Source organism: Streptomyces sp. NPDC127177, assembly GCF_042672475.1.
GTDB lineage: Bacteria > Actinomycetota > Actinomycetes > Streptomycetales > Streptomycetaceae > Streptomyces.
In genome coordinates, this window is record NZ_JBHXUW010000049.1 from 57,170 (window position 1) to 63,987 (window position 6,818).

General features: G+C 71.0%; 6 protein-coding genes. 2 read left to right on the plus strand and 4 right to left on the minus strand.

What is annotated here, in order from left to right; all coding sequences use genetic code 11:
- The first annotated feature begins 26 nt into the window (after positions 1–26).
- The gene (locus tag ACFVJX_RS26835) at positions 27–1,625 is read left to right on the plus strand and encodes a Na+/H+ antiporter (RefSeq protein ID WP_384135655.1); all 1,599 of its coding nucleotides are present in this window, start codon (positions 27–29) and stop codon (positions 1,623–1,625) included.
- On the opposite strand, the gene ACFVJX_RS26840 is transcribed toward ACFVJX_RS26835, so the two are convergent.
- The 4 genes from ACFVJX_RS26840 to ACFVJX_RS26855 form a co-directional block, all read right to left on the minus strand.
- Positions 1,604–2,551, minus strand: a complete 948-nt coding sequence (locus ACFVJX_RS26840; protein ID WP_384135653.1) for a 1-aminocyclopropane-1-carboxylate deaminase/D-cysteine desulfhydrase — start codon at positions 2,549–2,551, stop codon at positions 1,604–1,606. The two genes, ACFVJX_RS26835 and ACFVJX_RS26840, sit on opposite strands and share 22 nt — an antisense overlap.
- Positions 2,552–2,669: 118 nt before the next feature.
- On the minus strand, positions 2,670–3,260 hold the full coding sequence (locus ACFVJX_RS26845) for an N-acetylmuramoyl-L-alanine amidase (protein WP_384135651.1): 591 nt from the start codon (positions 3,258–3,260) through the stop codon (positions 2,670–2,672).
- Positions 3,261–3,409: 149 nt separating this feature from the next.
- On the minus strand, positions 3,410–4,606 hold the full coding sequence (locus tag ACFVJX_RS26850; protein WP_384135649.1) for a globin domain-containing protein: 1,197 nt from the start codon (positions 4,604–4,606) through the stop codon (positions 3,410–3,412).
- A 146-nt stretch (positions 4,607–4,752) separates the two neighbouring features.
- Positions 4,753–5,202, minus strand: a complete 450-nt coding sequence (locus ACFVJX_RS26855) for an RrF2 family transcriptional regulator (protein WP_384135647.1) — start codon at positions 5,200–5,202, stop codon at positions 4,753–4,755.
- A 177-nt stretch (positions 5,203–5,379) separates the two neighbouring features.
- Between ACFVJX_RS26855 and ACFVJX_RS26860 the strand changes: the two genes are divergently transcribed.
- A complete protein-coding gene (locus ACFVJX_RS26860) occupies positions 5,380–6,786 on the plus strand; it encodes a family 2B encapsulin nanocompartment shell protein (RefSeq protein ID WP_384135645.1) in 1,407 nt (468 codons plus the stop codon).
- Positions 6,787–6,818: the final 32 nt, after the last annotated feature.

The following is a 6,818-nucleotide window of genomic DNA, read 5'->3' on the forward strand; positions in this document are numbered from 1 at the left end:
GTTACGACGGATGCGAGGACCGTGAGATGGACGCATTGCCACTGGTGGCACTGGTCGCGGCCAGCGCGGCGATGGCCGGACTGGCCCGCCGCACGCCGGTGCCTGCCCCGCTGTTGCTGGTGGCCATGGGGCTGATCGGCTCGTACGTGCCGGGCGTGCCGACGTACACCCTGGACGCGCACATCGTGCTGCCGCTCCTGCTGCCACCGCTGCTCTACACGGCCGCCGTCGACAGCTCGTACCTCGACCTGCGGGCCAATCTGCGGCCCGTCGCCCTGCTTTCCGTGGGCTATGTGCTGTTCGCGACGGTCGCGGTCGGCTGGCTGGCCTACCGGCTGGTGCCCGATCTGCCGCTCACCGCCGCGCTGGTGCTGGGTGCCGTGATCGCCCCGCCGGACGCCGTCACGGCCGCGGCGATCGCCCGGCGGGTCGGTCTGCCCGCCCGGGTCACCACGATCCTCCAGGGCGAGTCCCTGGTGAACGACGCCACCGCGATCACCGCGTACAAGGTGGCGCTCGCAGCGGCCGTGGGCGAGGGGATGAGCTGGGGCGCCGGAATCGGGGAGTTCTTCCTCGCGGCGGTCGGGGGTGTCGGCGTCGGCCTGGTCCTCATGGTGCCGCTGCACTGGCTGCGCACCCACCTCAAGGAGGCGCTGCTCCAGAACACCCTGTCGCTCCTGATCCCCTTCGTGGCGTACGCGGCGGCCGAACGCGTGCACGCGTCGGGGGTGCTCGCGGTGGTCGTCGTGGCGCTCTACCTGGGCCACCGCTCCTGGCAGGTCGACTTCGCGACCAGGCTCCAGGAGGCGGCCGTCTGGAAGATGGTCGCCTTCGTCCTGGAGTCCGCCGTCTTCGCGCTGATCGGCCTCCAGCTGCCCTTCGTACTGAAGGGGCTCGGCACGTACGCCGTCGGGGAGGCCCTCTGGTACGGGGTGGCGGTGTTCCTGGCGGTCGTCGTGGTCCGGTTCATCTGGGTCTATCCGGCGACCTATCTGCCCCGGTGGCTCTCGAAACGGATCCGGGAGCGGGAACCCGAGACCGACTGGACCGCGCCGCTGATCGTCGGCTGGGCCGGGATGCGCGGGGTCGTCTCGCTCGCCATCGCCTTCTCCATCCCGATGGTCACGTCCGACGGCACGGACTTCCCGGCCCGCAACCTGGTGCTCTTCCTGACGTTCACCACGGTCATCGGCACCCTGGTCATCCAGGGGCTCACGCTGCCGCTCCTGGTGCGCGTCCTGAGACTTCCGGGGCGCGACCGGCAGGCCGAGACGCTCGCCGAGGCGCAGGCGCAGAACGAGGCGTCCACGGCCGCCGAGGCGCGGCTTGAGGGGCTGCTCGCAGACGAGCGCAACCGGCTGCCCCAGCCGCTCACCGACCGGCTGCGCACCGTCCTGGAGCGCCGCCGCAACGCCGTGTGGGAGAGGCTGGGGGCGGCGAACCCGGTGACGGGGGAGTCGGCGGACGAGACCTACCGGCGGCTGGCCGGCGAGATGATCGAGGCCGAGCGCGAGGTGTTCGTACGGCTGCGGGACGAGCGGAGCATCGACGACGAGATGATGCGCACCCTGCTCAGGCGCCTCGACCTGGAGGAGGCGGCGGCCTACCGGGAGGAGGCCGACTGAGGGGTGCCGGACGGCTCCGCGCGATCAGGCCGTCCGGTGACCACGGCGACGACCGAGGCACCGGCGGGGAACGCGCCCTCCCCGGCCAGTGCGGTGAGCGCGTACAGGAGTTTGGCCACATAGAGCCGCTCGACCGGCAGTCCGTGCCGGTCCTCGAAGTCCTCCGCGAAGGCGTGCAGGGCGTCATTGGTGCGGGCGTAGCCGCCGAAGTGGAAGCGTTCGTCCAGGGACCAGGTGCCGGCCGGCCCGCCGAACGCCTCGCGCTGGAGGTCGCGCACCGCTTCCCCCAGGAAGCCGCCGCGCAGGACCGGGACGCCGAGGGCGCGCTGTCCCGGTGCGAGGCCGGCGGCGAGACCGGCGAGGGTGCCTCCGGTCCCGCAGGCCACCGCGGCCACGTCGGCCCGGCCGCGCAGCTCACGGCCGAGCTCTGTGCAGCCCTGTGCGGCCAGGGCGTTGCTGCCGCCCTCCGGGATGACCTCGCACTCCCCGTGGGCGCTCAGCAGCCCGGCCAGGACCTTTGGATCGGTCTTGGCGCGGTAGGTCTCGCGGTCCACGAAGTGCAGCCGCATGCCGTCGGCGGCGCACTGTGCGAGCGAGGGGTTGAGCGGCCGGTGGGCCAGCTCGTCGCCGCGGACGACGCCGACCGTACGGAAGCCCAGCAGCCGGCCCGCGGCGGCCGTGGCCCGCAGGTGGTTGGAGTAGGCCCCGCCGAACGTCAGCACGGGGCGCCCGGCGGCGGCGAGCAGGTTCGGGGCGAGCTTGCGCCACTTGTTGCCCGGCAGATCCGGGTGGATCAGGTCGTCGCGCTTGAGGAGCAGCCGTACGCCGTGCCGGGCGAAGCGGTCGTCATCGAGCGGCCGCAGGGGTGAGGGAAGCACCGGCTGCAGCCGGGAGAGGCCGGGCGGACCGGGTGGTGTGGCGGGCATGTCCCCATTGTGGATCCGACCGGGGCCGGCTGACGGGTCCGGGCCTTCCGCCGGGTCCGGGCCTTCGGTCCGGATCGGGCCGGCCTCACGGGGACGGCCATGATCCGGCCGAAAGGCGTTACTTCAGGCGGTCGTGGATCCGGGCCCGCATGGAGTCCATCGTGAAACCGCGCGGGTCCACCTTCCCCGGCTGCCACTCCAGGTGTCCGATGACGGACTTGGAGGTCCAGCCGTGGTGGCGGCAGATCGCGGCGGCGGCCTTCTCGATGGCTTCGAGCTGGGCGTCCGGCCAGGGGTCCTCGCCGTCGCCGAGGTTCTCGCACTCGAAGCCGTAGAAGTGCCGGTTTCCGTCGGTGTTGGCCTCGTTGTCCGACGGCAGGCTCTTCTCGGCGATGACGGCGCGCAGGACGTCGTCGTCGCCGAGGCCGGCGTGATTGGCCCGGCCGTAGCCGACGAGGTGGACACTGCCGTCCTTGGCGATGACCCCGTGGCACAGCGGCCCCGGCAGGTCGCTGTGGCCGTCGCGGCAGACACGGACGGTGGCGTCGGTGCCCTTGGTGGCGGTGTGGTGGATCACCACGCCGTTGACCGGGCCCCATTCGCCTTGGCTGTTGCGGTTGTGGGTGCGCCAGTCGCCGACCTGGACGACGGTGAGCCCCTCGTCCTTCAGGGCGGCGAGGAAGCTGCTCGCGGACATGGGTGAGGACATGGCCGAACTCCTTCTGCGTGTGGGGAGTATGTCCGTACAGCGCTTCTACCCGGCAAACCGTGCCCCTGACCAGTCGGTGGCCGTTCGCATGTCCCTGTTCGGACGGCGTGCGAGCCGATCCGGTCAATTCCGCCGTTGCGGGGTCCGGTTCAGCTCCGGGCGAGCCACAGGTCGGGGCCGAACACCTCGTAGTGGATGTCGGATGCCGGGACGCCCTTGGCGAGGAGCTGGGTGCGCACGGACCGCATGAAGGGCAGCGGGCCGCAGAGGTAGGCGTGGGTGCCGGACGGGACGACGACGCCGGTCAGGTCGACCTGCCCGGTGCGGTTCGCGGGGTGGCCGGGCTCGGGGTCCTCGTACCAGAAGTGCGCCGCGGCGTCGGGGAGTTTGCCGGTGAGCTGGGCGTGGTCGGCGCGCAGGGCGTGGGTGCCGGGGGAGCGGTCGCCGTGCACGACGGTGACCGGGGTGCGGTGACCGTCGTTCACGAGGTGCTCCAGCATCGAGAGCATCGGGGTGCAGCCGATGCCCGCGGAGGCGAGCAGGAGCGGGGCGTCGGCGGACTTCAGTACGAGGTCGCCGTACGGGGCCGACACCCGCAGCCGGTCGCCGGACCGGACCCGCTCGTGCAGTCGCCGTGAGACCTCGCCCTCGGGCGAGTCGCCGCCGCGCACCCGCTTGACGGTGATCGAGCGGAGCGTGGAGCCGGGAGCCGATGACAGGCTGTACTGGCGTATCTGGCGTGCGCCGTCCGGGAGTTCGACCTGCACAGAGACGTACTGGCCGGGGTGGAAGGCCGGTGCGGGCGCACCGTCGGCGGGGCGGAGCCGGAACGTGGCGACGTCCTCGGTGTCCTCGGTCCGGGACACCACTTCCCAGTCGCGCCAGACGTCACCGGCCACGATGCCCTGCTGCGCGTACAGCCGCTCCTCGATGGCGATCAGAGCATTGGCCATCAGCCAGTAGACCTCGTCCCAGGCCGCGGCGACCTCCGGTGTCACGGCATCGCCGAGCACCTCGGCGATGGCGGCGAACAGGTGGGTGTGCACGACGTCGTACTGGGCGGCGGTGATACCGAGCGAGGCGTGCTTGTGGGCGATGCGGCCGAGCATGACGTCGGGGCGGGTGTCCGGGTGCTCGACCAGGTGCGTCGCGAACGCGGCTATGGAGCCGGCGAGCGCCTGGCGCTGGACGCCGGAGGCCTGGTTGCCTCGGTTGAACAGGTCGCGCAACAGCTCGGGGTGGGCGTCGAACAGCTTGCGGTAGAAGAGATCCGCGATGTCTGCGACGGCCGCGCCGACGGCGGGGAGGGTGGCGCGGACTGTGGCGGTCGACGTCTCGGAGAGCATCGGGACTCCTCGGTTTTGAATTGGCATCTGAGATGCGTATTTATTGGCAGGGTGAAGGCGGAGCGGAGGGCAGGCCGTGGGGTCGGCGGGTGGTGGGGTCGTGAGGCCGGCGGGTGGTGGGTCCGTGGGGTCGGCGGGTGTGGAGGTCAGTCGCCAGGCGGGCGTCCGCTGCTGATGCCGATGAGGAGCGGTCCGGTGGGGGAGGCGACGAGTCCGGCGACGGTGATGGGGTCGAGCGAGGCGTAGAAGGCCTCCGCCGCATCGCGCAGGGCGCTGCGCAGCCGGCACGCCGACCGCAGCGGGCAGGGGGCGGTGCCCTCGCATTCGACGACGTCGCCGGGGCCTTCCAGTTCGCGGACCAGCCCGCCGACCGAGGTCGACCGTGCCCCCGCGGCAAGGGTGAGCCCGCCACCGCGGCCTCGCCGCGCCTCGACCAGGCCGAGGTGCTGGAGCCGGGCCACGACCTTCGCGACGTGGGAGTACGGGACTTCCATGGTCGCCGCCACCTCGCGGGTGGTCGGCGGATCCTCGTTCGTCACGACGGTGAGGCGCATCAGCACGCGCAGCGCCACGTCGGTGAATCTGGTCAGCCGCATGGCCGTCACCGTAGGTAATTGGTATCCAAGATGCAAATTAAGGCGGTCCACAGGCATCGCGCAGCGTTGTGCCCAGCCCAAAGCCCGATTAGTCACACTCTTTTGTGTAATGGCGCACTGAGTCCCCTGCTGAAAGGCTTCTTCTCGCAGGTCAGCCGATGATCGAGAGGACGTCAGATGTCCGTTGGTGAAGAGGTTCAGAACGTGCAGGTGCCGCCGCAGCAGAGTCTTGGCACGGCAGCCGCGCGGAACCTCGCGACGACCACCAAGTCCGCTCCGCAGATGCAGGAGATCACCTCACGGTGGCTTCTGAAGATGCTCCCTTGGGTCCAGGTGCAGGGCGGCACATACCGGGTCAACCGCAGGCTGAGCTACTCGGTCGGCGACGGCCGGGTGACCTTCGTACAGACCGGGGACCGGGTCGCGGTCATCCCCGCCGAGCTCGGCGAGCTGCCCGCCCTGAGGGACTTCGGGGACGAGGAGGCGCTCGCCGAACTGGCCCGCAGGTGCGAGCAGCGCGACATTCCCGCCGGCCAGCTCCTGGCCACGGCCGGTGAGGCGGCGGACCGTGTCTTCCTGCTGGCGCACGGAAAGGTCGAGAAGATCGGCACCGGCCCCTACGGGGACGAGACGGTGCTCGGGGTGCATGCCGACGGGGCCTACTTCGGTGACCACTCCCTCATCGAGGGCGACGCCCTCTGGGAGTACACGGCCCGCGCCGTCACCGCGTGCACGGTACTGACACTGCGGCGGGCGGACGTACTCAACCTCGCCGAACGGTCCGAGTCGCTGCGCGCCCACCTCGCCGGGCTCCTTGCCATCCCGCACCAGCGGACCAACAAGTACGGCGAGGCGGAGATCGACCTGTCCGCCGGCCATGTCGGTGAAGCCGTCGTCCCGCACACGTACGTCGACTACGACTCCGCGCCGCGCGAGTACGAACTCAGCGTCGCGCAGACCGTGCTGAAGGTCCACAGCCGGGTCGCCGACCTCTACAACCAGCCGATGAACCAGACCGAGCAGCAGTTGCGGCTCACGGTCGAGGCGCTGCGCGAGCGCCAGGAGCACGAGCTGATCAACAACCGCGAGTTCGGTCTCCTCAACAACTGTGACTACGGCCAGCGGCTCCAGCCGCACGACGGGGTCCCCGGCCCCGACGACATGGACGAACTGCTGTCGCGCCGCCGCGGATCGAAGCTGTTCCTCGCACACCCGCGCGCCATCGCCGCCTTCGGCCGGGAGTGCAGCAAGCGCGGTCTGGTCCCGGAGAGCGTGGACGTCGGCGGACACCATGTGCCGGCCTGGCGCGGGGTACCGATCTTCCCGTCCAACAAGATCCCGGTGAGTGACGCCCGCACCACCTCGATCATCTGCATGAGGACCGGTGAGGCCGAACAGGGTGTCGTCGGACTCCAGCAGACGGGCATCCCGGACGAGATCGAGCCCAGCCTGTCGGTCCGCTTCATGGGCATCGACGAGCAGGCGATCATCTCCTACCTCGTGACGGCCTACTACTCCGCGGCCATCCTGGTGCCGGACGCGCTCGGTGTCCTGGAGAACGTCGAGGTCAGCCGCTGGCGTTAGGTCCGCGGGGCCGGACCGGCGGGGCCCGCCCC

Excerpts from the sequence above, each read along its gene's own strand:
- ACFVJX_RS26845 (WP_384135651.1), bottom strand. The coding sequence starts at position 3,260 with ATGTCCTCACCCATGTCCGCGAGCAGCTTCCTCGCCGCCCTGAAGGAC.
- ACFVJX_RS26855 (WP_384135647.1), bottom strand. The coding sequence starts at position 5,202 with ATGCGGCTGACCAGATTCACCGACGTGGCGCTGCGCGTGCTGATGCGC.
- ACFVJX_RS26850 (WP_384135649.1), bottom strand. The coding sequence starts at position 4,606 with ATGCTCTCCGAGACGTCGACCGCCACAGTCCGCGCCACCCTCCCCGCC.
- ACFVJX_RS26840 (WP_384135653.1), bottom strand. The coding sequence starts at position 2,551 with ATGCCCGCCACACCACCCGGTCCGCCCGGCCTCTCCCGGCTGCAGCCG.
- ACFVJX_RS26860 (WP_384135645.1), top strand. The coding sequence starts at position 5,380 with ATGTCCGTTGGTGAAGAGGTTCAGAACGTGCAGGTGCCGCCGCAGCAG.
- ACFVJX_RS26835 (WP_384135655.1), top strand. The coding sequence starts at position 27 with ATGGACGCATTGCCACTGGTGGCACTGGTCGCGGCCAGCGCGGCGATG.